The following is a 24,537-nucleotide window of genomic DNA, read 5'->3' as shown; positions in this document are numbered from 1 at the left end:
CGCGCTCACCTTTAACCGGCCATCTTCCGCCGTCCGGGGTTCTTGTGCTGGATGGATCTACACCGAAGTTCTTTGAACGGTTGTGTGGGCCGGATCTCATGATATTCCCTTCGGAGTCACTGCAATCTCAACTATTCGGCCGATCCAATCCACAAACAATGCCAACAATGCGACGAGTATCGCTCCAGAAACCAAGACGCGGTAACGGAATAAGACGATTCCGGATTGGATCAGAGCACCGAGCCCACCAGCATCAATAAAGGTGGCGAAGGCTCCGACGCCCACTAATAAGACCAACGCAGTGCGAACACCATTAAGAATGACAGAGGAGGCCAGAGGAATTTCAATTCGCCACAGAATCTGCCACGGCGTCATTCCCATGCCCCGAGCGCTTTCAATGAGGTCTTTGTCCACGCCCTGAAGTCCGGCGATGGTATTCGCCAATACGGGGAGAAATGCATACAAAGATAGGGACAAGATAGCGACCGGAGTGCCAAAGCCCAACCACATCGCCAGGAGCACGATCACACCAATAACAGGTGCCGATTGCCCCGCATTACCGATTCCGGTGACGATGGGGACTAAAAACTTCATGCGCTGTCGCGTGAGCACGATCCCCAGAGGCAGGCCCACAGCGAGCACAATAATCGCTGAGATAACGACGATGCGAAGATGCTCCAGAGTTCGACGACCAACCACTGACCACGCCAATTGACGCATTTCGACATCTGTCAGCGTTGTGGTCGTCCGCCATATGAACCAGGCCCCGAACACCACGAGGATAAGGATGGGCGTCCCAAAGACAAGGAGCTTGTCCTCCTTAGTCATCTGCAAATTGCGCATCTTGCTGGAGAGCCCACGACGTGGTGCGCGATGGGTATTGTGCGATTGCTCTGGTTGAAGGCTTCGTGCCGTGGACAAGTCTTGTTGGTCCGTCACTTTAGACATCGACATCACGTTCCGAGCCCGAGTTCCAGAGGATGGGTTTTGCCTCATGATCCGGTCGTGTTTGCTGGTGGACATACTGATTAACTTTTTCGTAGTTAATAGTGCCGACGTATCTGTCGCGATCTGTCACCATTGCACCCCCATGACTCGAGGACAGCATGGAATCTAAGGCATTGTTGAGCGTAGATCGGAGGTCGACGACTGTTTGAAGTTTCACCGTTGGTGTCGGAACGTAGTCAAACCGTGAAATACCGTCGAGATAAACCCAGTCTTTAGGCCTTTCGCGCTCGTCGAGAATGACTACAGAATCTTCTCCAGCACGTGTGACCCGTTCGGTAACCTCATCGACTCGATCACCTATGTGACATATTGGAGGCTGATCGAGTTCCATATCCGATACCCTAAGAAGCGCTAACTGTTTTAACCGAGATCCTGATCCCACGAAATCAGCGACAAAGTCATTAGCCGGTGATGACAAAATATTTTGGGGCGTGTCGTATTGCTCGACAACACCACCGACGTTAAAGATGACGATTTTGTCACCGAGTTTGATTGCTTCATCGATGTCATGAGACACGCAGATGATGGTTTTATGAAGATCTTCTTGAATAGAAAGAAGCTCATCTTGCAGATGGTTTCGTGTGATGGGGTCAACGGCCCCAAAAGGCTCGTCCATCAGGATGACCGGCGGATCAGCTGCGAGACCACGGGCAACCCCCACACGTTGTTGCTGACCACCAGAGAGCTCACGCGGGTAGCGATCCCGATAGACCGATGGGTCGAGGCCAACCATGTCTAGAAGCTCGTCCGTTCGAGCGCTGATATCACTCTTTTTCCACTTCAAAAGTCCAGGAACAAGCCCGACGTTATCCCCCACTGTGAGATGCGGAAGAAGACTTCCGCCCTGAATAACATAACCAATTTTTCGTCGAAGCTCCGTGGCATTTTTCTTCGTCACATCGTCCCCGTCAATAAAAATATGCCCCGACGTAGGTTCAATAAGCCGATTAATCATTTTAAGAGAAGTGGTTTTCCCACAACCCGACGGTCCGACGAACATAACGGTGTTACCGGCATTAATGGTGAGATCTAAATGCGTGACAGCCGGCGTCTCTTGGCCCGGAAATCTTTTCTGTACACCGTCGAGCACAATGTCGACGCCTGATCGACCGGAGGTTCCGTCGACAGGCTTTGATCCTTGTCTCGCCTGTCCCGAGTCTTGGATCCGATGATGATGGGTATTCGATGATGACATTTTTACCTTCTCAAGCCTTGCGGTATTGTGAGCCGGCCTAATCCAATTAACGCAAAATCAACAATGAGTGCGACGATAACAACGCCGACTGTTCCGACTACCGCGTAGTTCACAGCGTTCGCACCGCCAATTTGGCTCAATCCGGTGTAGATGTAGCCACCGAGACCAGGCCCTAATGCGTAGGCAGCAATAGCGGCCACTCCCATCGACATTTGAGCCGATACACGAATGCCGGTCATGATAACTGGCCAGGCGATAGGTAACTTTGCTTTGGTTAAAATTCCAAATGAGCTCATACCTTGCCCGCGGGCAGCCTCAACTAACGTCGGACTAACTCCATCTAAACCGACCACCGCATTTCGAAGTATCGGTAACGTGGCATAAAAACACACGACGACGATAGACGGTAAAGTCCCAATTCCGACGATTGGAATCAACATTCCCAATAGCGCGAACGATGGGATTGTGAGCCCAATAGCAGAAATGGCATTTGCGATAGGCGCTAGTGTGCGAAAAGACGTGACAATAACTGCCAAAATTAAAGCGATAATGGAAGCGATAATCAGCGACTGGATAACGAGACTTCCATGTTGGTAGCACCGGAAAAGAATGTCTTGCCACCGCGCAGAAATAAATTCCGCCATGCTGTGGTCAACTCCTCGATGACCACGCCACCGCGATAGTCATCAATCGTTAGAAGTACGTAGTGACCACTATAGGCCCGATCAAAGAATTCTGCAGAGTATCGAAAAAGAACAGTAAATGAATTTTTCGGGCGTCGAAAAACACAACAGTTACGAATTTTTTCCTCTCACGATTTTTTCGATGGCCTCGAGACGAGATTGTAAGGCTCGCTCTTCGCCATGCGCAGTAGGCACGTAATAGTGCTGGTCTACCACCTCATCCGGCGGATATTGCTGTGTGACCACGCCACGAGGATCATCGTGCGGATACACGTAACCAACAGCGCTACCGATACGCTTCGCACCTTCATAGTGGCCATCACGCAAATGCGAGGGGATAGCTCCGGCCTTCCCCTTCCTCACATCCTTAATCGCCGAGTCAATGGCGACGATCACCGCATTTGATTTCGCAGCAGTAGCAAGGTGAATGGTCGCTTGAGCAAGCGTGATACGCGCTTCAGGCATGCCGATCATGGATACTGCGTGCATCGCCGCGACGGCAGTCTGGAGTGCGGTGGGATCCGCCATCCCGATATCTTCACTCGCAAGAATGACGAGCCGGCGCGCTATAAATCGTGGATCCTCCCCCGCTTCTACCATCCGCGCTAGATAGTGCAAGGCAGCATCAACGTCAGACCCACGAATTGACTTAATGAAAGCACTAATCACGTCATAGTGTTGATCACCATCACGGTCGTATTTCACGAGCGCGCGATCAACATTATTGGCGACGATCTCCGGCGTTATAGTCTCGCCATCGGTCAATGACTGTGCTGAGGCCTCCACATAAGTCAGCGCACGTCGGGCATCGCCCCCTGCCATCGCGACAATCGAAGTCACAGCGTCGTCGTCGATACGAATTCTTCCAGCGAGCCCCCGCTGTGATGAGACAGAGCGGTTAATGACCGTGCGTATAGCCTCGTCATCCAAAGGCTCCAACTGAACTAGCAATGACCGTGAGAGCAGTGGCCCGACGACGGCGAAATTGGGGTTCTCAGTGGTCGCGGCAACGAGCAGCACTGTTCGGTTTTCGACGGCCGCGAGAAGCGCATCCTGCTGGGTTTTTGAAAACCTATGGACCTCGTCGATAAAAAGGACGGTCTGAACGCCGTCGATAAGGGCTTGACGGGCCTCCTTGAGGACGCTCCGAATCTCTTTGACTCCGGAACTCAGAGCAGAGAGCACCCGGAAGCGACGCCCCGTCGTGGAAGAAACAAGGGACGCGATCGTCGTTTTACCGGTCCCCGGTGGACCAAAGAGAATAACCGACGAATCCCCCGCCCCCTCAACGAGACGCCGTAATGGCGAACCCTGCCCAAGAACGTGCTCTTGGCCTACGACCTCATCCAAATTACGTGGCCGCATACGCACTGCTAGAGGCGCCGACGACCCGGGATGAAAATAGTCCGTCGACGACTCCGTTGAGGAAGAAGAAGAAGAGGTGTCGAGCGGGTTGCCGAACAATCCGGACTGACCCGAGTTCGTGTCATCATCCGTCATATATGGGGTTCCTCATAAGTTACGAGCCGGAGCGCTCCAGATTTCTTACTGCCGTGCAGACCTCTCGACTAAACGCTGCGACTGCGGGGAATCTGGGATCCTGGCCGCGCTCGGCTAAAGCTCCGAGAGCTTCAAACGTCTGAATAATGTCGCGACGAATGACCAGTTGATCTCGCGTTCGGGCGCGACCGTGGAGGATATGCTGTCCTCTAAAGTCAACAGACCGGTCCAGATCCGAATCCTCAGAGTCCTTCGTGCCGACGGCTCTACCGGCAGATGCGTTGTCTTCGCCGCTATCAGTGGTGAACCGTACTTTATCTATCAGCGCGGTGAGTCCTCCAGCTTCCAAGATGGCTAGTGACAGAAGCGACCACCCCACCAGGGCGGTGACTATTCGCGCCCGCAAGCGTTCATCGTTGAGGACATTGGGCCACATTCCACTCACTTCATGACGCCACGCATCAACAAACTTACGGCTGAGTTCTCCGTTAAGAGCAGTGCCCTCGGCATATTGCGGGAAACCAGCAATAACGCACGCAACGTCGAAGGTGACATCGCGGAATCCGGCCCACTCGAAGTCGAGGTACGTGATCCTGTGGTTACCGCACAGAATGTTGTCGGGTGAGAGGTCGAAGGGAGTAAAGGCTCTATGCTGCCCCGACGCCAACCGTCGTGATGAATCGGCGGCAAAGTCTGACACTTCTGCCGGAACAGAAACACCGAGCTTCCCCACCATGCTCAATCCGTAGTCGATGGCGTCAGTAAGGACACGTCCGCGGGCGACGACTAACTCACGGCCTGCTTTCGCACGGGACATCATGCGACGAAGGAGAGTGGCGAAATCATCTTCTGCCCCAGCGGTCGCACGGTGCATGCGCCCTAACGACGTGCCGAGCCGCCTCACCAACTTCGCTTTATCGTCGTCAGAGCTGGTGTTCCATACGTCGATTAGATTGTCGACTGATCCAGCGTCGGTGGTGACCATCAACCTTTTGTCCAGGTCATATGCCAACATGACCGGACCAGGACGAGATTCATTAGCCAGCGAATTGGTGAATTGATACGCGACGATCTCACGAACGAGTGCTGGATCAGGGCCGCTCAGCGACTCTGGCGGCAGTTGCTTAATGATTACTGTTCGTTCATGCAAGAACGGGTTAGTGGCGACGCGCGCACGCAAGACTAACGCAGACCCTGACCCTCCTAGATCCTCTGGATCGGACAGGTGGGGTTGGCCACCAAGCCTGTTACCCAATAAGTCAGAGGCTGCGCTCATGACCGCATCAGTGGATAGCACTGTGTGCCACTACTCCTTGTCTACGCCGGGACATTCCCGTTCCATCACGTACAGTAAACCCGCCGAAACGCTGTTCGCATGGAAAATCAGTTCTTCGTTTCTTTCTTCTTCGGTTTAGCGTCGATGCCTGATTCTTTTCGCTGCTCTGGGGTAATGGGTGCTGGTGCATCGGTAAGTGGATCGACGCCACCACCGGACTTCGGGAATGCAATGACATCGCGAATGGATTCGAAGCCACCCAAGAGGGAGACGATACGGTCCCATCCGAAGGCGATACCACCGTGCGGTGGCGCACCGAACTTCATCGCCTCAAGGAGGAATCCGAACTTCTCCTGCGCTTCTTCGTCCGAAATTCCCATGACGTTGAACACACGCTGCTGCACGTCCGAGCGGTGGATACGGATCGAGCCACCACCGATCTCGTTTCCGTTACAGACGATGTCGTACGCATAAGACAGTGCGGACCCAGGATCCTTATCAAAGGAGTCCATGCACTCTGGCTTCGGGGATGTGAAGGCGTGGTGGACAGCGGTCCATGCTGAGTGACCTAACGCCACATCACCTTCTGCCGTTGCGTCAGCTGCAGGCTCAAAGAGCGGAGCATCCACAACCCAGGTAAATGCCCAATCGCCTTCCTTGATAAGACCAAGCTTCCGGGCCACTTCACCGCGGGCTGCGCCCAACAACGCGCGAGATGACTTAGCATCTCCGGCCGCGAAGAAAATACAATCGCCAGGCTTGGCTCCTACGTGGTCAGCGATACCTTCGCGTTCAGCGTCGGTAATGTTCTTAGCGACGGGGCCGGAGAGCTGCCCGTCGTCGCCGACGAGGATATAAGCCAAGCCTTTGGCGCCACGCTGCTTTGCCCAGTCCTGCCAGGCGTCCAGCTGACGTCGTGGCTGGGAGGCTCCGCCTTCCATGACGATTGCGCCAACGTAGGGGTTCTGGAAGACGCGGAATGTGGTGTTCGCGAAGAACTCCGTGCACTCCACAATTTTGATGTCGAACCGGAGATCAGGCTTATCCGACCCGTAGTACTTCATGGCGTCGGCGTAGGTCATGCGCGGGATCGGAGTCGAAATGTCGTAACCGATCTCTTTCCAGATGGCGGTGAGGATTTCCTCCGCAACAGCAATCACGTCGTCCTGGTCGACGAAGCTCATCTCGACGTCGAGCTGCGTGAACTCAGGCTGGCGGTCGGCGCGGAAATCTTCGTCCCGGTAGCAGCGAGCGATCTGGAAATACCGTTCCATGCCGCCAACCATCAGCAGCTGCTTGAACAGCTGAGGGGACTGCGGAAGGGCATAGAACGATCCCGGACGCAAGCGAGCGGGAACGAGGAAGTCACGAGCACCCTCCGGCGTCGACCGTGTCAACGTGGGAGTCTCGATTTCGTGGAAGTCGTGATTGAGGAGCACTGACCGCGCCGCCTGGTTGACATTCGAACGGAGAACCAAGGCATCATGCTGAGTTTTCCGTCGAAGATCCAGGTAGCGGTATTTGAGGCGAGTTTCCTCACCAACCTCCCCGGACGAAGACTGATCATCAATCTGGAAAGGCAACGCGTCCGACGCATTCAAAATGGTCAGCTCATTGACGTTCAACTCGATAGCGCCCGAATCCAAGTTAGGATTCTCGGAGCCCTCGGGACGAGCATCGACTACCCCCGTCACCCGGATACAGTACTCGCTGCGAAGGTGGTGCGCCTGTGCAGCAACATCAGAATCGCGGAAAACAACCTGCGCCAAACCCGATCGATCGCGTAAGTCAATGAAAATCACGCCACCGTGATCACGACGACGAGCGACCCAGCCACTCAGTGTCACGGTCTGGCCTACATGGTGAGAACGAAGTTCACCGGCAAGGTGTGTGCGATGCACAGGGCAGTCCTTCCAAAATATCGTAAGAGATCTATCACTAGAGTGAGGCGATACCACCTATAAACGGTTGTTGGCACACTCGGCCCCTCACTCTACCCGATACCCAATCCTATTTGGCGTCCGGCTCTCTACTTCTGTGCAGCATTTGGCAGAATATGAGATGTGACGTTTAAGAATGATTTTCAGGCCTCGGGCTCGCGCGCTTCCCACGGCGGTGGACGGATCGCTGCAGGTGGCGGCATAGGCTCCATCGTTATAGTCGGCTTATACCTCCTACTTGGTGGAAATCCGGCTGATCTCATTAATAGCAGTGGCAGGGGTGGACACGACCAAGCCAACCGCGAGGAATGTAAATCTGGTGCTGACGCGAACAAATATGACCACTGCCGTGTCGAGTACACAGGCATTTCCCTGGACAGGGTGTGGAGCAGGATCTTGCCCGAACAGGCAAATATCGACTACACCAAGCCGGGCTTAACCCTGTTTTCCGGATCAACCTCGACGGGGTGCGGACAGGCTAGCTCATCAACCGGCCCATTCTACTGCCCGTCAGACTCCACAGCCTATTTCGATACGTCATTCTTCCAACAGCTGAAAGACATGGGCGGCTCTAATGGTCCTTTCGCGCAGGAGTACGTCGTTGCCCATGAATTCGGACACCATATCCAAAACCTTCAGGGCACGCTGGGATTAAGCGACTACAACAACCCGGGAGAAGACTCCAACGCTGTCAAGATGGAGCTCCAGGCAGATTGCTACGCCGGCATATGGGCGAACCATGCTGCTCAGGGCGATGACGCGATCCTTGAACCACTCAGCGATGACCAGGTCCAGCAAGCAGTGACTACTGCCCAAGCTATTGGCGACGACGCCATCCAGAAACAATCAGGCCAGTCCGTTAACCCAGATCAGTGGACACACGGATCATCAGAAGAGCGTAAAAGTTCTTTCCTCAAGGGATATAAGAACGGCACGATGAGCGCGTGTAAACAATCGTTTAACGAATAACACACAGGCCGCTTTTAGTCGACGACGTTACCGCCGTTTTTGTGCCTTTCCTGGCTGACTAATGTCCTATAACTACCGTCGAATACTGATTTACTAATCCTTAGGAGTTCACTATGCCCGTCCGCGTCCCGACCCCGCACTCGTCGGCTGACTCAGATTCACCAGAATCAGATCGTGATAGGTTGGCTCGCGAGCTCGCCATCCTCGTCGACGATTTTGACGGCACTATTACTTTTGACGACGATGTTATCGCTGCGCATTCCCACGACGAGGCTCCCCAACCGACAAGTGGTCGCGCCTTGGCCCTCGTGAGAGCCAGGAGCATCGCCGACGTTCAAGCTGTCGTCCGGTTCGCATACGAACACGGCATTCCCGTCGTGCCTCAAGGAGCCCGAACCGGCTTAACCGGTGGAGCTAATGCTAAAGAAAACTGCATTCTGCTCTCGGTGAAGTCGATGGATCGTATCCTCGAAATTAGTGAACTCAACCAGACGGTCACGGTAGAGCCCGGCATTGTTAACCAGGACCTTAAAGATGCGCTCCGGCCGCATGGGCTACTGTATCCACCCGATCCGGGATCGGTGGGAATGTCCACTATCGGGGGAAATATTGCGACCAATGCCGGCGGAATGTGCTGCGTCAAATATGGCGTCACCCGAGATTTCGTACGTGAACTCAAGGTTGTCCTCCCAGATGGAACTCTGACTCGGGTTGGCCACAAAACTGCGAAAGGGGTTGCAGGCCTCGAGCTCGCTCAGCTTTTCGTCGGTTCAGAAGGAACCCTCGGCGTCATCGTCGAGGCCACTCTTCGACTAATCCCCCTACCATCCACTCCCCTCACCGCAGTGGCCACATTCACCTCGGAACGGGACGCAGCGGAAACGGTTGCCGCGTTCATGGGAGCCGGGTATCGGCCATCCATGTTTGAGATGCTGGATGGTCTCACTATTTCCATGCTCAATGAGCTCGGAGATTTCGGTCTCGACGAAAATGTCGGCGCCATGCTGATCATGCAGTCTGATTCGACGACGGCGAAGGAAGACACCGAAGAATTCACAACGATTGCGGACAAGCACAATGCCATCGACATTGCGTTTTCGGATAACCCCGCAGACAACGACGCCCTTGTTGCTGCTCGACGAATGGTTCATCCGGCCAACGAGCTGTACCAGCGTAATCACGGCGGTGGACAGCTGATTGAGGACATATGTATTCCTCGTTCCTCCATGGCGGATTTCTTCGACGGTTTGGCCGCGATTCGGAAGAACACCGGGGTCGTCATAGCGGCCATCGCACATGCCGGCGACGGTAATACGCACCCGGCCCTATTCTTCGACGCTGATGACCAGGAATCCTGCGCTCGTGCCCAGGATGCGTTTGAGCAGATTATCCATCTCGGGTTGTCTCTCGGGGGCACGATTACGGGCGAACATGGCGTCGGGGATCTTAAAAGCAAGTGGCTCCCCCATGAGTTGGACGAGGGAGCGCAAAACCTACACCTTGCTATCAAACAGGCGGTTGACCCGGATTCCATCATGAACCCCGGGGGTATGTACCACTATCTACGCCGATAGCCGACCACGAATTTCCTGAACAACCTGATCAAGCGGGACGGCGGTTTGTTCACCTTCGTGTAGATCCTTGACCTGCACAATGGATTTGGCCAGTTCGTCTTCCCCAATGACCAGGGCAAAACGCGCACCTGCGCGGTCGGCGGCTTTCATCGAACCTTTGAGCCCACGGTGGCCATAGGACATGTCCGCGCGCACTCCGGATTGACGGAGATCATTAATGATGACAGGCATGCGTCGGTGCGCCTCCTCCCCCATGGCCACCCCGTACACGTCCACTCGGCTCCCGTCGGTCACCGTCTTTTTCTCAGTTTCCAACGCAAGAAGTGCGCGTTCTACGCCGAGCCCGAAGCCCACACCAGAGAGGTCCCGACCACCGAGTTCAGCCATCAGACCGTCGTACCGGCCTCCCCCGCCAATACCAGACTGTGCGCCGAGGTCATCGTGGACGAACTCGAAACACGTCTTCGTGTAATAGTCCAGGCCACGCACCATGCGCGGATTGATCGTGTACGGAACTGACAGGTCATCCAAAATCCCAGTGACCGTCTCAAAATGCGCGCGAGCCTCGTCGGAAAGATAATCAAGCATGAGTGGTGCGTCGGCCGTCATTTCTTTGACTTCGGGACGTTTATCGTCCAGAACCCGGAGCGGATTAATCTGCGCACGGTGCTGTGTCTCTTCATCCAGAGGAAGCGAGGTCAAGAAAGCCTGCAGTTTCTCTCGGTATGCAGGTCGACAGGTGGAATCCCCCAACGAGGTCAGCTCCAGCCGGAATCCCGTGAGACCCAAAGAGGTAAAACACCGATACGCAAGTGCAATGACTTCGGCATCGAGGGCGGGATCATCAATACCAATCGCCTCAACACCGACTTGCTGGAATTGCCGATACCGCCCGGCTTGTGGCCGCTCATAGCGGAAGCACGGACCTGCATACACGAGCTTTGCGGGGAGCTGACCACGATCAAGTCCGTGCTCAATGACTGCCCGCATCACCCCAGCTGTGCCTTCGGGGCGAAGCGTCATCGAGCGCCCGCCTCGGTCTTCGAAGGTGTACATCTCTTTGGTAACGACGTCGCTGGACTCCCCGACTCCCCGAGCAAAGAGTGAAGTGTCCTCGAAGATCGGAAGCTCAACCGGCTCGTACCCAGCTACTGTCGCACAATGCTGAAAAGTCGAGCGAACAGCGTTGAACTCGTGAGAATTCGGCGGAACATAGTCAGGAACGCCTTTGGGAGCAGTGAATTTACGTGGCTTCGAGGATGTACTCACGGGTTCACACTATAGCGAATAGGGGCAATCGGCTGGCTGACCGACGGCGACCCCGTTGTCTGTGACCGCCCCTCAACGAGGTGACACGTGCTATAGGCCACGGAGAAATGGGTTCTGCTGAAGCTCCTCCCCGATGGTGGTGCTCGGCCCATGTCCGGGGAGAATCACAGTCTCTTGCGGAAGTTTCTTAACGACGTCGGCCAACGTCGATTTCATGGAATGTGGGTTGGAACCGGGCAAATCCGTCCGGCCGATGCCTCCGCGGAAGAGAACGTCGCCTCCGAAACACGTTTCCCCCCGGAAAAGCATGGTTGATCCAGGGGAATGCCCGGGTGCCCCGACGATTGTGAACGTGCCGACGGCTGTCTCGAGGGTAGTCTGCCCGCCAATAACGACTTCGGGATAGATGCCATGTTGACGATCGGTGACGGAGTCATCCATCCACGAAATGTCGTAATGCTCTACACGTTCGGGCTGTTCCATGTGGGCATGGTCGAGGATGCGATCAATGTCCCGGAAGGCGCCATCGCTGTCCTCGAGCATGAATACATCGGCCTCATGGAGCCAAACCGGAACTGAAAAACGGTTGGCGATGATTCCCGCATCGCGACTGTGATCCAGATGCCCGTGCGTCAAATACACTCCAGTCACGGTGAGGTCATGGTCTTCCATATACGATAAAACGGGTACATGGGCTCCGTGCCCTGGATCAATAACGATGGCCTCGTTGCCACGCGTACATATGTAGCAATTCGTGCTTAAGGCTCCCACTGTGGTCATGGTGATAGTCACGTCGTTAGTCATAAGACCATGGTAGGCATAGTAGGATGTCGGAGCGGGAAAGCCAGTCGCCGCCGATCACGTGCAATTATTATCACGTGCAACTATGGTTCTGCAGCCCCAACCGTCATTCACAAGACTGATAGAAAGTGATTGTTTGTGAGCACCAACAAAGAAAGGCGCGAGGAAGCCTTCTCAGCGCTAGAAAAAGAGCTGAAAAAGCGTAACCGTGTGGAGAAAGCACGGCCCCTCGGAGTCGTCGTCGCTACTGTCGTCATTCTCGTTGCAGTAGCTGGGGGGATTTATTGGGCAGCAACGTCTGGCGGTGACGACCACGACAACACGGCGGCATCCGCTGATACAACCACGACTGAGCAGCAAAAAAATCAGGATCTTCCAGCCGTAAAAGCGGACTATGGCGATTCGGTAACCTGTGACTACACCAAGGCCGACCAGCCTGATTCGAAACAGGCCGATCTCCCTCAGAGCGACAACGTCCCGGCAAAGGGAACGGTGAACGTCACCTTGCACACGAACCAGGGCGATATTCCGGTCACCATGGATCGTTCCAAATCCCCCTGCACAGTCAATGCGATTGAGGCTCTCGCTAAACAAGGCTTCTACAACGATACAGTGTGCCATCGACTCACGACAGAAGGCATTTTTGTCCTTCAGTGCGGTGACCCCTCAGGCACAGGCAAGGGCGGCCCGGGCTTCACGTTTAAGGACGAGTACCCCTCGAACTCTGTGTCCGACAACGACAAGGAGGGGACCTTTAACTATAAGCGCGGGACTCTCGCGATGGCGAACTCCGGTGAGGACACCAACGGATCTCAGTTCTTCCTCGTTTATAAGGACTCACCACTTCCCCCCAAGTACAACGTGTTCGGTTCGATTTCCGACGACGGTCTGAAAACCCTCGACGGTATTGCTGACAAGGGCGCAAAGCCTCAGGATGAAAGTGGCAATACTGCGCCCAATGAGGAAGTCAGGATTACCAGTGCTGCAGTGAGCTAACGCTTAAAACTCCATCACGATCGGGCTTCAGAATGCCGGCATCACCCCCGATGCCGGCATTTTCCATATATAAAGCGCTGCAATACAAAAATGCCGCGTGACAGCATCTGATCACTATGTCACGCGGCAGCGCATCCCTCGTTAGTATCCCCGTTCAATCCACTCTTCGAGGTGAGGCGCTTCCTCACCGATCGACGTCGCGTCACCGTGCCCCGTGTACACTTCTGTCTGCTCTGGAAGAGTCAAGATACGGGTCTTCAACGAATCGATAATCGTCGGGAATGATGAAAACGATCGTCCAGTCGCGCCAGGCCCACCGGCAAATAATGTGTCGCCGGAAAGAAGGACATGTGCCTCGGGAAGATAGAGGCAGCACGACCCCGGTGAATGGCCCGGAGTGTTAATGACCGACATCGCTGTGTCCGCGATGCTGAACTGTTGCCCATCGTCGAGGTCCTCGTGAGCGACTCCGGGATGGGTTTGCTCCCACAACATCTGGTCACCGGGATGGACAAAAATTCGCGTGTCCAGTTTTTCTGCCAACTCTGGAGCAACCGTGATGTGATCATTGTGCGCGTGGGTGCACACAATGCCCTTCACCGTGCGACCAGCGACAGCATCGACGATCGGATCGGCCGTGTGGGCGGCGTCGATAATGATGCATTCAGAATCGTCGCCGATGACCCAAATGTTGTTATCGACTTCCCACTCGCCACCGTCGAGTGCGAACACACCGTGTGTGACGACCCGGCTAATTATTAGGCCCGATTCGCTCTGGCCTTCGGTTGTCAATTTCCAGGAATCCATCGTTATACCACCACCACAGAGCGCAAAACATTGCCCTTCTTCATGGTCTCGAAAGCGTCCTCGACCTCGTCTATGCTGACGCGCTCGCTGACGAACTTGTCCAAGGGAAATTTCCCCTGTTGGAAGAGAGACACGTACATGGGGAAATCGCGTTCTGGTAGGCAATCTCCGTACCAAGATGGCTTGATGGCTCCCCCGTGGGAGAAGACGTCCAAGAACGGTAACTCTAGTTTCATGGTCGGTGTTGGAACACCAACGAGAACGACGCGACCAGCGAGATCACGCATATAGAACGCCTGGGTGAAGGTCTGCGGAACGCCGACAGCGTCGATGGCCACATCGACACCAAAACCATCTGTGAGGTCCTTGACCGCCTTGACGACGGGTTGCTCTTCGGGGGAGACATCATCGTCGTCGCCCTCGGAGTCCAACGACTTGGGGTTGATCGTGTGCGTCGCACCGAACTCCTTGGCTTTTTCTAATTTGTCGTCGGAGACGTCGATAACGATGACCTTGGTCGCACCAGCTAAGGCTGCACCCGCAACGGCTGCCATACCGACACCGCCAGCACCGATCACGGCGACGGATTCACCACGCTTGACCTGCCCCGTATTGACGGCTGCACCGAGTCCTGCCATCACACCGCACCCCAACAAGCCTGCGGCGGCAGGATCGACGTCGGGATCAACCTTCGTGCACTGCTTCTCGTGGACCAGGGTCTTTTCGGCAAAAGCACCGATTCCCAGCGCTGGTGTCAGTTCAGTTCCGTCGGTCAATGTCATGGGTTTCGACGCATTGAACGTGTTGAAGCACAAGTGCGGCTCGCCACGTTTACACGCACGACACTCTCCGCACACTGCACGCCAGTTCAAAACGACCGTGTCGCCCTCGGCAACGTGAGTAACTCGCGAACCGATCTGTTCGACGACGGAGGTCGCCTCATGTCCGAGTAAAAACGGGTAGTCGTCGTTGATACCGCCATCGCGGTACGCCAAGTCCGTGTGACAAACCCCGCAGGTTTTAACGGATACAATAACGTCGTTATCGCCCGGTTCCGGAATAACGATGTCTGTTAGCTCAACAGGCTCCTTTTTTGCCCGGGAGATAACGCCCTTCACTGTTTGTGATCCCGCAGTCATTAAATATCGCCCTTTCTCAATAATGGACCGTCATCGAGTGTAATGAAGTCTTGTGCACTCCGCTGTGTCATAGAAAAAGGAGACCAATCAGGGCTTATGTGATCGAGGCCAACATCGTTGTTACCAGCTAATACACATTGCTAAATATAAATAATTTTCAATAAAACACTGTGGCGCTCACTTACACCCCATCCAGTTACACCCTCTGAAAGAAGTTCAGGAATGCCAGAAGGCCACGTCATTCACCGGCTCGCTTCATCGCTGAACCGCGAATTTGCCGGACAGGAAACTGCTGTTAGCTCGCCACAGGGGCGATTCGCAACAGAGGCTGATCAACTCAACCACACCGTCCTCAAGCATGCCGAAGCGCACGGAAAACACTTGTTTATTGACTTCGAGGCCAATCAAGCGGCACATATCGTTTATATTCACTTAGGTCTCATCGGAAGCCTTCGTTTCTCAGACCTCGCGGAGCCACGCGGTCAAGTTCGTTTACGGATAGCATCCGACTCACGGGCAGCTGATTTACGCGGTCCACAGTGGTGCAGGCTCATTACCGATGAAGAAAAAGACACCGCTATCGGAAAACTCGGCGCTGACCCACTCGACCCCCACGCAGATCCCAGCCGCAGCTTTCAGCGAATCAAGCGGTCGTCGAAACCGATTAGTACCTTGCTCATGGATCAGCACATCTTCGCAGGTGTCGGAAATATTTACCGCGCCGAAACGCTATTCAGGTTAGGTCTTAACCCTGAGCTGCGAGGTAAAGATCTTACCGACGACGACCTTCACGCGATATGGAACGACCTCGTCGAAACGATGACGAGGGGGCTCCGCGTGGGGAAAATCGACACCGTTCGGCCAGAGCACATGCCTGAGGCTATGGGGCGTGAACCACGCGTCGATGCCCATGGGGGCGAAGTTTATGTTTACCGACGTGCCGGGCTTCCTTGCTACGTCTGCGGAACCGCTATTGTCGAGCGAAAGGTCGACGGCAGAAACCTCTTTTGGTGCCCCACGTGTCAGTCGTGACGCCACTAACCACCCGACGTGACCCGGAAAACGTCGAAGACACCTTCAATGTTCCTTAGCTGGGTCATCAAGTAGCCGAGCTGTTTGACGTCAGAGACCTCGAAGGTGAAACGGACGACCGCAACGCGATCCTCAGCAGTGTGAGAATTCGTCGCCAAGATAGCGACTTTCTGTTCTGACACGGCCCGGGTGACGTCAGACAGCAACCCTTGACGGTCAAGCCCTTCGATTTGCAACGTCACTGTGAAGACAGCTCCACTGCGCTCTGCCGCCCACGACACGGCAATCAGGCGTTCAGGCTCTTCTTTTAGCTTCGGAGCATTAGTGCAGTCTGTGCGGTGGACACTCACCCCACCACCCCGGGTCACGAATCCGAAAATTTCGTCGCCGGGAACGGGGGTACAGCACTTGGCCAGCTTCGCCATGTAGTCGGCGTCGCCTTCAACAAGGACCTCCGCCGAATCGGCACGAGAGTTCTTCTTCGACCTGAGCTGAGACAAGGGAGTGCGGGCGGCAAGCGCATCTTCCGCCTCCTCCTGTCCCCCAAATTGCTCCATCAGCAGATTAACGACGCGACCAGCCGTGATGTTGTTATTGCCAATCGCTGTGTACAACTGATCGACGGAATTAAAACTCAGTTGACCTGCAATAGTTTGCATCGACTCGGGAGTAAAGAGCCGATGCATGGGCAGCCCGCCACGCTGGATTTCTGCGGCGAGGGCATCCCGGCCTGCCTCTAAAGCAACTTCTCGACGTTCCTTCGCGAACCACTGTCGAATCTTCGACTTCGCACGTGGCGATACGACGAACGATTCCCAATCCTTGGATGGGCCTGCGTCCGGATCTTTCGAGGTAAATACTTCGACACGATCGCCAGTGTGGAGTTCTGACTCGAGAGCAAGAAGCTTGCCGTTCACCTTAGCGCCGATACACCGGTGCCCCACTTCGGTGTGCACAGCGTAGGCGAAGTCGATGGGAGTCGACCCCGATGGCAGGGTGATCGCGTCACCTTTCGGGGTAAACACGAAAATCTGGTTTGAGGAAAGGTCAAACCGCAGATTCTCCATGAATTCGTTGGGGTCGGCAGATTCCCGTTGCCAGTCGAGAAGTTGGCGCATCCATGCCATCTGGTCCAGTTCTTTTGCAGAACCTTTGTTGTGTCCCTTGGTCTCCTTGTATCGCCAATGCGCCGCAATGCCGAATTCAGCGTTGTAGTGCATTTCGTGAGTCCGGATTTGGATCTCGAGCGGTTTATTATCCGGGCCGATCACCGTCGTGTGGAGCGATTCATACACCCCATATCGAGGCGTAGAAATATAGTCTTTGAACCTTCCGGGCATCGGCTGATACAGCGTATGTACAGCGCCCAGCGCGGCGTAGCATTCCTGCACGGAATCGACGAGAACACGGAGTCCGACGAGATCGAAGATTTCGTCAAAATCTCGGCCGCGAACGATCATCTTTTGGTAGATCGACCAGTAGTGTTTCGGTCGCCCCACTACCTCTGTACTGATGTGATAGTCCTTGAGTCGTGCTTGTAGCTCTTTAGACACCCGGGCGATATATTCATCGCGCTTCGGTGCCCGATCGGCCACCAACCGAACGATTTCTTGGTACTTCTTGGGGTACAAAATAGCGAAGGAGAGATCTTCCAACTCCCACTTCACCGTCGCCATGCCCAGCCGGTGAGCCAGCGGAGCAATGACCTCCAAGGTTTGCCGAGCTTTCCTTGCCTGCTTTTCCGGCGGGAGGAAACGCATTGTGCGCATATTGTGCAGGCGATCAGCAACTTTAATGACCAGCACGCCGGGATCGTCGGCCATTGCGACAATCATTTTCCTGATTGTCTCGGCTTCCGCGGCTGACCCCAAGGCCACTTTGTCCAGCTTGGTGACCCCATCCACCAGGTGAGCCACTTCAGGGCCAAAGTCGTGCTCGAGTTGTTCGAGCGTGTAATCAGTGTCTTCCACCGTATCGTGCAGCAGCGCTGCGACAATCGTGGTGGTGTCCATGCCGATCTCAGCGCAAATCGTTGCTACGGCAAGAGGGTGAGTGATGTACGGTTCGCCAGATTTACGAAAAACACCGTCATGTAATTGCGCCGCGGTCTCATAGGCACGGTTGATGAGCGCAACATCGGCTTTTGGATGAACCTTGCGATGAATAGTCAGCATCGGTTCCAAAACCGGATTATATTTCGCACGATTCTGCCCCGTCAGGCTTCGCGCCAGACGTGCACTCACCGAACCAACCCGCGAGGGCGACCGATCACTCACTACGCTCCCCCACCACCGTTAGAGGAAGGTCGGCCAGACGCTTCCGGCCTTCCAACGCTTCAACTTCGAGAATGACGGCCAAGCCGGCGACATTCGCCCCGGCTTCCTCCAGGAGAGCCCGAGAGGCACACAATGTACCACCTGTGGCAAGAACGTCGTCGATAAGAACAATATTCTTTCCCTGAATATCTAGGCCATCTCTGGGAATTTCCAGTGCTGCATGGCCATATTCCAAGTCATAGCCTCGATGGAAAACCGGTGGCGGGAGCTTGCCTTCCTTGCGCACTGCCAGGATCCCGAGTCCCAGTTGATACGCCACAGCAGACCCCAAAAGGAATCCACGAGCGTCCAGCCCGCCGATGATGTCTGCGTGATAACTCCGAGCAGCCTCGGCTAATTCGTCGACGATTAATCGGAATGCGCCCGCATCTGCCAGCACCGGAGTGAGGTCTTCAAAAACCACACCTTCAGACGGGAAACCGGGCACGCGGCGAACTAAGTTTGCCACTGCATCGGCTGCGGATGAATACTCACTGTCGGTCATCTAATTCTGATCTTTCTTCCATCGATCCATGTTCCAGCCGACCCCAACATTCGAGGTGCTAGGCACTAGATTACTCACTGCGTTGTGTACGACCACGGCGCGGGGTTCAGCAGACAACGGGATCGTCGGCATACTATCCCATAATTCTTCTTCCGCTTGCCGACGCTCATCGATGGTTCCACCGACGAATGTCGAGGTTGAGAAGTATGTTGTGGGGTCAACCGCCTGGAGGAAGACGTCAGCCCGGTCTGTCAACGCAGTGCTATCAACATGGTCGGTCGACACATCGTCGACGGTAATTCCACTCTCCTGGCAGGACTCGCGGATGGCGTTTGCCATAGCGACATACCGACCATTCGTGTGGTCATACGATAAGCGAATTGTGGACGACTTCGCTGCTTTGCGGGCGGCAGCGGTGTCGTAATTTCCACGTTGTAGTGCAATATCACTAACTGCATCAAAGGATGAACTCGTCGGGGGCGTCAAACGAAGTCCGTAGGCTGGAACCTTCATTGATGAGTGGGCTGACGATGCTTCGGCAACAGCTGCCCGGTCGATACACTGCGATACCGCCCCACGCATACGCTTACTTGCCATGACCCCGTGGTCGGCAGGGATGAGCGAGTCAATCCGGCGTGAGAGCATGGTCATCACACCGTATTTCTCCGAATCCACTGTTAAACGGGATGCAGAGGCCGAGGAGCCACCGTCGTGCGGAACCGAGAAAGCGGGGAATCCCTCATTATCGTTCGTCGCTGGTTTATTTGCTTCCGACGACGGCATCGATTCGCTTGGAGCGTTTGAGGCTGAGGAGGTTGGCGTCTGCGATGATGAGGCAGCTGACGACGACGTTTCAGATGCTGACGATGTCGCGGATGGAGCCGTCTCGGACGATTCTGCCGTGGATGGTCCTGGCTCAGATGGTTTTGCGGAACCTTTCCCTTGCGATAAACGGAATTCGGAGGGAAGAGCTTGATCATTATCAACGACTCTGAGTGATTTGTGGTGCGCAAGGTCGCTCAGGGAGGCTGAGCGAGGATAAACCACGATGTCATCGATTTCCGCCGGGTCGCCCCACCAGTGAGGATTCTTTTGCAGCGTTACTGACCTCGTATGAGTAGTCGGATCCTTATCCGTGATCGACTTCACCGAATATGGTCCAGTGGACACAATATTCTTAAGATTCTCTTCCTTCAGGAGAAAGCGATTTTTCCACAGGTCACCCACTTTTTTGACCATCTGGTAGTCCGCAGATTCCAGCGCACCAGTTAAATCGTCAACCCCAGCGTGTGAGGCAATGATGTGGGAAGGCATAACCGATCCGGCCGGAAAAAGACTCTGATACCGGGCCCCGTACCCGCGAGAAAAATTAATTCGAAACTTTTTCTCATTATGCCGACAAGTGACTGATTCAACCTGCTCCATAAGAGGATTATCAGAATCGAAATACTCTTTCTTATGTTGTGCGAACCATACCAAGTAAAAGTCATCGCAGGTAACCGGTTTGCCATCCGAATATTGGGCTCGTGGATTGATGACGTATTCCGCACTTCGGTTCTCATCGGGTGCCTGGATTGACGTAAAAAGATCATTATTGACGAACGCCTGACCGTTGGGACCGTCGATGAAAGCGCCGGGATATAAGCGGACGGATAGCCGCGCTGCATCGGACGCCTGTCCTTGCGAACTAGCACCGTTAACCGTGGTGAGAGTACTGCTGCTGACGTAGGCAAACCCGGCGTTGGTATGGTCATCGCCTGCATCGTTATTGCTATCGCAGGCCGCTAAACCAGTGACTAATAAGGCTCCCGACATTGCCGTCACGATCTTGCGGACGCGGGCACGTGGGGAACGCAGTAGTGAAGGCATTGCCGACGGGAACTGGGGACGTGACTTCTTGAATCGCTGTAACACGGATGGAGCCGTTCGTGTCAGAAAATGGACGTACAAAGCGCACTAATGCCGTATTCGTAAGAACACAGGATGTGCTGTTAAGAAAAGTTTAGCGCCCTTGCTTCGAATTAATGAGCAAGGGCGCTGTACGGCGGAAATTCTAACTACACGACCGGTAACGAACGTGCCATGTGGAGCGCTAAGCCAGGAAACACAATGCGTAGATCTTCTATCCGAAGAATACGCGTTGGGTACCGACTCAGCTTCTAGTTTCCATCAAAGGGTGAGTTGTTGCGACGGCGGTTGTCCTCGGGACGCCATGAGGCGCCGCCCCCCTCACGACTGTGGAATCTGCCCGCCTCGGGATCTCGGTCGGAGTGATGAGCGATACGTGACGATCCTCCCCGCCGTGACGAGGAGCGTGCCGATGGTTCAGAACCGGCACTTTCACTAGAAGTTATCTCCGCTCCACCACTGGTTACGGCAACCCGTTCATCCTTTTGGTTCGATGATTCAGCTTTACGAGATTCCTCCACACGTTTGGTGTGCTCGGAATACTTCTTCTGACGAGACTTGAGCGAAACCAAAATTGGCGTCGCTAAGAAGATGGAGGAGAACGTTCCTTCTATAACACCAAGTAGCTGAACGAGCGAGAGATCTTTTAGTGTGCCTACCCCCAGCAACCAGACCGCAACCACCATCAAAGCGCCGATGGGGAGGATCGAGAACAATGACGTCGAAATGGAACGCATCATCGTCTGGTTCACAGCGAGGTTAGCTTGCTCGGCATAGGTCGACGTCGTTGTCTTTGTCAAGCCGGCGGTGTTCTCGTGAACTTTGTCAAACACGACCACGGTGTCGTAAAGAGAGTAGGACAGGACTGTCAGCAAACCGATGATCGACGCTGGTGATACTTCGAAGCCAATGATCGAATACAGCCCAGAAACCACAATCGCGTCAACCGCGAGTGCTGATATAGCTGCAATAGCCATATCACGTTCAAAACGAACTGTGATATAGAGGAAGATCAGCGCAAGGAAGACGATGAGCGCTAGGGCCATACGGTGGGTAATCGTCGATCCCCACGAGTTACTGACGGTCGAATCACCAATAGAGTCGGGAGTTTCTTTACCCGAGGCGTCTTTCGGGTGATACTTCGAGAATAACGCTTCCCGTGCCTCGGAAATCTCATCATCATTAAGATGCTTTGACTCGATTTCCACATTGCGAGCGTTACCAGAGCCAATAATCTGGACTTGCTGGGCCTCGACTCCTGTGGCCTCGTGGAAGGTATCGGCGACTTCGGTCTTAGAAACGTCACCGGCGGGCATCGTCATCTTGGTGCCACCCTCAAAATCGATGCCCAGGGTAAATCCACGGAAAATGATGGATACGAGGCAAATCGCCAAGATGATGGCGTAAATGCCGTACCAGCGACGGCGCAGAGATACGAACTCAATTCCGCCTTCACCGGTGTAGATACGTTCGAAGAAAGGCCGTTTACTCATTACTTCTCCTCCTTCGAGGTATCGACACGCGATGAGCCGCCCGACGATGACTCATCCGTTTCTGAGAGACTATCCGCGAGCTTGATGTGCCGACGTACAGGTTGATCCTCTTTGGCGTTTTCAGCGCGCTCAACGTCATACGGAAGCTTGATACCGGCAGCGCGACGGCGCTCCGCAACGCGCATAACCGCTCCGAGCCCGTTCACAGACGGCTTAGAGAAGAACGGCTTGCGCGAAGCCAGAATAATCAGCGGTGCCGAAACCAGGAACACCACGAACAGGTCAAAGACCGTCGTTAAACCAAGTGTGAAGGCGAAACCCTTAACGTCACCAACAGCCAAAATGTACAACACTACGGCTGCGATCAGGGAGACCAAGTTACCGGACAGGATAGTGCGGCGAGCACGCTCCCAAGCCTTTGGTACTGCAGATCTGAACGTTCGGCCATCACGTATCTCATCTTTAATACGCTCGAAGTAGACCACGAAGGAGTCCGCAGTCGTACCGATACCGATGATCAAACCGGCGATGCCCGCGAGGTCAAGGCTGTAGCCGACCCACCGTCCGAGTAGGACAAGGCTGCCGTAGATGAGTAGCGCCGAGAGCAGCAGCGAGAAAATCGTGATAACGCCGAGTCCTCGGTAGTAGGCCAGCGCATAGAGGGCGATCAAGATCAACCCGATACCGCCTGCGATGAGTCCTGCTTTCAACGAAGCAAAACCAAGCGTGGCGGGAATGGTTGTGGCGGTACCACCCTTCTCACCGTTCTCACCAGCGAAGCTGATGGGCAGCGCACCATATTTAAGGTTGTTTGCTAAGTCTTTGGCCTCGGCCTCGGAGAACTTACCGGTAATCTGCGTCGTCGAGCCGGCAGGCGTCGGTGACTGAATCGTCGGAGCAGAAATCACTTCGGAGTCGAGGGTGATAGCGACCTGCTGCCCCTGATACTTTTGCGTCACTTCGGCCCACGTGTCGCCACCCTTATCTTTATTGGATGTCTTGAACTTGAACGTGATAGCCATTTGCCCGCTGTTGGAGTCGTACCCACCAGTAATCGGAGAATTGGTATCGATCTCCTCGCCTGTGAGCCGCTGGGGATCTTTCTTTCCCTCCTGCCCCACTAATACTGGTGCCGCATCGAGCAAGTGGACGTTCTTATCTTGATCACACGTCACGAGAGGCTTAGCCGGATCATCCTGGCCTGCCAACGGATCCGAACCCTTACACTCCAACAAGGATCCCGCTGCTTGCAAAGTAGTCGGATCCTCTGATTGCCGATCCTTGAGCAGCATGGCAGATGTTTGTTCACGCTGCTTGTTTTCTTCGATGGAGTTGGCTGGTTTAGCCTCTGGCTTCTCCGTGATCTTCATCGACTCGGGAATAGTAAAAGCCTCTTGCCCCTGAGCTTGACCACTGCTGTTGTATTGCTCCAACTGCTTCTTCAGCTCGTCGAGGGCCTTCTGGGCATTATCCGGCGAAATCACATCCGCTTTCACCCATCGATTAGCCATATCGACGACGGTGGGTGCCAGCTTGCTCCGATCAACTTCCTGGGCAGCAGCTTGTTGGTTAAGCACTGGGCGAAACAACAACTGGGATGTTTGTCCCAGGTTGCGCGCTTGAGCGGAATCATCCCCCGGCACGGTAATAACGAGTGTGTTCCCGTCGGTCTGCACTGTCGCCCCGGACACGCCCATGCCATTGACGCGGTTTTCTAGAATTTTCCGGGCCTGCTCAAGCTGATCATTGGAAGGCTGAGAACCTTGAGGCACCAAAGTCACTCGGGTTCCACCCTGAAGATCAATGCCTAACTTGGGTTCAGGCTTTTTATTCCCCGTGAGGAACACCAGAAGGTACACCGCTACGAGGAAAATGACGAAGATACCGATGGCACGATACGGCCATCGGGATTTTGTGGAGCGAGCTCTGTTCTTCCGGGCTGCCAAAAGAGTCTCCCGTCGTATGAAGGTCACATTAGGCTCATGTCGGCCTATTCAAACTTCAGAAAGTCTACCCCTTGACTTCACGCTGCATCGTCTTACCCCAAGGGTTGGCGTTTTGGGTCGAGTGTTCGAACCAGCATGAAGCCGAAGGTTATGTCATGTCTGCTGCCGATGTACTGTACTC

At 54.6% G+C, this 24,537-nt stretch carries 19 protein-coding genes; 4 read left to right on the top strand and 15 right to left on the bottom strand.

Annotated features, from left to right (window positions below; translation table 11 throughout):
• Positions 1–96: 96 nt before the first annotated feature.
• The 6 genes from JMN36_RS02135 to aspS all read right to left on the bottom strand — a co-directional run bounded on the left by JMN36_RS02135 (position 97) and on the right by aspS (position 7,563).
• Positions 97–948 carry an ABC transporter permease gene (locus tag JMN36_RS02135; protein ID WP_204088523.1) on the bottom strand — a complete coding sequence of 284 codons (852 nt, stop codon included), beginning with the start codon at positions 946–948 and terminating at the stop codon, positions 97–99.
• Entirely contained in the window at positions 941–2,203 is a 1,263-nt protein-coding gene (locus JMN36_RS02130) for an ABC transporter ATP-binding protein (RefSeq protein WP_204088524.1), read from the bottom strand. Before JMN36_RS02130 ends, JMN36_RS02135 begins: the two co-directional genes overlap by 8 nt.
• A gap of 2 nt (positions 2,204–2,205) precedes the next feature.
• The gene (locus tag JMN36_RS02125) at positions 2,206–2,847 is read right to left on the bottom strand and encodes an ABC transporter permease (protein WP_204088525.1); all 642 of its coding nucleotides are present in this window, start codon (positions 2,845–2,847) and stop codon (positions 2,206–2,208) included.
• Positions 2,848–2,997: 150 nt separating this feature from the next.
• Positions 2,998–4,386, bottom strand: coding sequence for a replication-associated recombination protein A (locus JMN36_RS02120; RefSeq protein ID WP_221923781.1), 1,389 nt, complete (start codon positions 4,384–4,386; stop codon positions 2,998–3,000).
• Between the two features lie 19 nt (positions 4,387–4,405).
• Positions 4,406–5,683 (bottom strand): phosphotransferase family protein, encoded by a 1,278-nt coding sequence (locus JMN36_RS02115; protein ID WP_221923780.1) that lies wholly within the window; start codon positions 5,681–5,683, stop codon positions 4,406–4,408.
• Positions 5,684–5,769: 86 nt separating this feature from the next.
• Positions 5,770–7,563, bottom strand: coding sequence for an aspartate--tRNA ligase (aspS, locus tag JMN36_RS02110; RefSeq protein ID WP_221923779.1), 1,794 nt, complete (start codon positions 7,561–7,563; stop codon positions 5,770–5,772).
• Positions 7,564–7,725: 162 nt separating this feature from the next.
• Here aspS and ypfJ point away from each other — a divergent pair, with 162 nt between their 5' ends.
• Positions 7,726–8,571, top strand: a complete 846-nt coding sequence (gene ypfJ, locus JMN36_RS02105; protein WP_204088529.1) for a KPN_02809 family neutral zinc metallopeptidase — start codon at positions 7,726–7,728, stop codon at positions 8,569–8,571.
• A gap of 113 nt (positions 8,572–8,684) precedes the next feature.
• Positions 8,685–10,145 (top strand): FAD-binding oxidoreductase, encoded by a 1,461-nt coding sequence (locus JMN36_RS02100; RefSeq protein ID WP_221923778.1) that lies wholly within the window; start codon positions 8,685–8,687, stop codon positions 10,143–10,145.
• Here JMN36_RS02100 and hisS read toward each other — a convergent pair.
• Both hisS and JMN36_RS02090 read right to left on the bottom strand, forming a co-directional pair.
• Entirely contained in the window at positions 10,134–11,414 is a 1,281-nt protein-coding gene (hisS, locus tag JMN36_RS02095) for a histidine--tRNA ligase (protein ID WP_221923777.1), read from the bottom strand. The genes JMN36_RS02100 and hisS overlap by 12 nt on opposite strands.
• A gap of 90 nt (positions 11,415–11,504) precedes the next feature.
• On the bottom strand, positions 11,505–12,218 hold the full coding sequence (locus JMN36_RS02090; RefSeq protein WP_221923776.1) for an MBL fold metallo-hydrolase: 714 nt from the start codon (positions 12,216–12,218) through the stop codon (positions 11,505–11,507).
• 135 nt (positions 12,219–12,353) lie between these two features.
• Here JMN36_RS02090 and JMN36_RS02085 point away from each other — a divergent pair, with 135 nt between their 5' ends.
• The gene (locus tag JMN36_RS02085) at positions 12,354–13,211 is read left to right on the top strand and encodes a peptidylprolyl isomerase (protein WP_221923775.1); all 858 of its coding nucleotides are present in this window, start codon (positions 12,354–12,356) and stop codon (positions 13,209–13,211) included.
• Positions 13,212–13,352: 141 nt separating this feature from the next.
• Here the strand turns inward: JMN36_RS02085 and JMN36_RS02080 are convergent, their stop codons facing one another.
• Positions 13,353–14,018 (bottom strand): MBL fold metallo-hydrolase, encoded by a 666-nt coding sequence (locus JMN36_RS02080; RefSeq protein ID WP_221923774.1) that lies wholly within the window; start codon positions 14,016–14,018, stop codon positions 13,353–13,355.
• Positions 14,019–14,020: 2 nt separating this feature from the next.
• The gene (locus JMN36_RS02075) at positions 14,021–15,157 is read right to left on the bottom strand and encodes an S-(hydroxymethyl)mycothiol dehydrogenase (RefSeq protein ID WP_221923773.1); all 1,137 of its coding nucleotides are present in this window, start codon (positions 15,155–15,157) and stop codon (positions 14,021–14,023) included.
• Between the two features lie 222 nt (positions 15,158–15,379).
• On the opposite strand from JMN36_RS02075, the gene JMN36_RS02070 reads away from it, so the two are divergent.
• Positions 15,380–16,189, top strand: coding sequence for an Fpg/Nei family DNA glycosylase (locus JMN36_RS02070; RefSeq protein ID WP_221923772.1), 810 nt, complete (start codon positions 15,380–15,382; stop codon positions 16,187–16,189).
• Positions 16,190–16,194: 5 nt separating this feature from the next.
• On the opposite strand, the gene JMN36_RS02065 is transcribed toward JMN36_RS02070, so the two are convergent.
• The 5 genes from JMN36_RS02065 to secD form a co-directional block, all read right to left on the bottom strand.
• Entirely contained in the window at positions 16,195–18,465 is a 2,271-nt protein-coding gene (locus tag JMN36_RS02065; RefSeq protein WP_221923771.1) for a RelA/SpoT family protein, read from the bottom strand.
• Positions 18,458–19,009 carry an adenine phosphoribosyltransferase gene (locus JMN36_RS02060; RefSeq protein ID WP_221923770.1) on the bottom strand — a complete coding sequence of 184 codons (552 nt, stop codon included), beginning with the start codon at positions 19,007–19,009 and terminating at the stop codon, positions 18,458–18,460. Before JMN36_RS02060 ends, JMN36_RS02065 begins: the two co-directional genes overlap by 8 nt.
• Complete coding sequence (locus JMN36_RS02055; RefSeq protein ID WP_221923769.1) at positions 19,010–20,923, bottom strand: ABC transporter substrate-binding protein; 1,914 nt, start codon at positions 20,921–20,923, stop codon at positions 19,010–19,012.
• A 245-nt stretch (positions 20,924–21,168) separates the two neighbouring features.
• Complete coding sequence (gene secF, locus JMN36_RS02050; RefSeq protein ID WP_221923768.1) at positions 21,169–22,410, bottom strand: protein translocase subunit SecF; 1,242 nt, start codon at positions 22,408–22,410, stop codon at positions 21,169–21,171.
• Positions 22,410–24,356, bottom strand: coding sequence for a protein translocase subunit SecD (secD, locus tag JMN36_RS02045; protein ID WP_221923831.1), 1,947 nt, complete (start codon positions 24,354–24,356; stop codon positions 22,410–22,412). The genes secF and secD overlap by 1 nt, the downstream gene beginning before the upstream one ends.
• Positions 24,357–24,537 lie beyond the last annotated feature (181 nt).

Source organism: Corynebacterium pseudokroppenstedtii, assembly GCF_019754945.1.
In the GTDB taxonomy this organism is placed as follows: Bacteria; Actinomycetota; Actinomycetes; order Mycobacteriales; family Mycobacteriaceae; genus Corynebacterium; species Corynebacterium pseudokroppenstedtii.
Note: the sequence above shows the minus strand (reverse complement) of the source record. Positions and strands in the feature narration are given on the sequence as shown.

What these genes read in the sequence shown, in the direction of transcription:
- JMN36_RS02135 (WP_204088523.1), bottom strand. Translation starts at nt 948, where the DNA reads ATGTCTAAAGTGACGGACCAACAAGACTTGTCCACGGCACGAAGCCTT.
- JMN36_RS02100 (WP_221923778.1), top strand. Translation starts at nt 8,685, where the DNA reads ATGCCCGTCCGCGTCCCGACCCCGCACTCGTCGGCTGACTCAGATTCA.
- JMN36_RS02125 (WP_204088525.1), bottom strand. Translation starts at nt 2,847, where the DNA reads ATGGCGGAATTTATTTCTGCGCGGTGGCAAGACATTCTTTTCCGGTGC.
- JMN36_RS02075 (WP_221923773.1), bottom strand. Translation starts at nt 15,157, where the DNA reads ATGACTGCGGGATCACAAACAGTGAAGGGCGTTATCTCCCGGGCAAAA.
- JMN36_RS02130 (WP_204088524.1), bottom strand. Translation starts at nt 2,203, where the DNA reads ATGTCATCATCGAATACCCATCATCATCGGATCCAAGACTCGGGACAG.
- JMN36_RS02060 (WP_221923770.1), bottom strand. Translation starts at nt 19,009, where the DNA reads ATGACCGACAGTGAGTATTCATCCGCAGCCGATGCAGTGGCAAACTTA.
- JMN36_RS02070 (WP_221923772.1), top strand. Translation starts at nt 15,380, where the DNA reads ATGCCAGAAGGCCACGTCATTCACCGGCTCGCTTCATCGCTGAACCGC.
- secF (WP_221923768.1), bottom strand. Translation starts at nt 22,410, where the DNA reads ATGAGTAAACGGCCTTTCTTCGAACGTATCTACACCGGTGAAGGCGGA.
- JMN36_RS02090 (WP_221923776.1), bottom strand. Translation starts at nt 12,218, where the DNA reads ATGACTAACGACGTGACTATCACCATGACCACAGTGGGAGCCTTAAGC.
- JMN36_RS02080 (WP_221923774.1), bottom strand. Translation starts at nt 14,018, where the DNA reads ATGGATTCCTGGAAATTGACAACCGAAGGCCAGAGCGAATCGGGCCTA.
- JMN36_RS02120 (WP_221923781.1), bottom strand. Translation starts at nt 4,386, where the DNA reads ATGACGGATGATGACACGAACTCGGGTCAGTCCGGATTGTTCGGCAAC.